This is a genomic window from Mesobacillus boroniphilus, assembly GCF_018424685.1.
In the GTDB taxonomy this organism is placed as follows: Bacteria; Bacillota; Bacilli; order Bacillales; family Cytobacillaceae; genus Mesobacillus; species Mesobacillus boroniphilus_A.
This window is the reverse complement of record NZ_QTKX01000021.1, coordinates 1-433: the sequence shown is the minus strand read 5'-3', so window position 1 is coordinate 433 and position 433 is coordinate 1. Positions and strand designations below refer to the sequence as shown.

Here is a 433-nt window from a genome sequence, read left to right as displayed (position 1 = left end):
ACTGCACGCGGATCAAGGACATTATTGACAAAGCATGGGGTGTCCGAGCAGCGAAGCACCAGAAAAAATCAGAGAAAGAAATGCATGCGCCGCCTCCCCCAGAGGATCCCAACAGCAGGGAGAGCTTGCGGATTCAACCCTTTGGCCAAGATTCCTCCCGAAAGAGGTATTGGATTATCGATGGTGAGATTATTTATTCTAGTACTGGAATACTAACGCTACTAATTAAGGCTACCATGCATTCCAAAGAATCGCCGCGGATTTACTTGTCTGGAAACCCATGGAAGTCTGTCTGCGAGTTCAAAGCTGTGTCAAGCTCGCGAGAAGAGTACATCCACCTCCTCGCGGACCTCAAAGAAAACGGACCCCAGACAAATGGTGACGAGCCGATCAAAACAACCAAGTCCCGCCCTAAATTCGAGCAGGCACACAT

The 433-nt window shown here is 49.4% G+C and carries 1 protein-coding gene; it reads left to right on the top strand.

Features of this window, described 5'->3' with window-relative positions; translation table 11 throughout:
• On the top strand, window positions 1–433 hold a 433-nt coding region (locus DYI25_RS22295), incomplete at both ends, for a hypothetical protein (protein WP_213372949.1).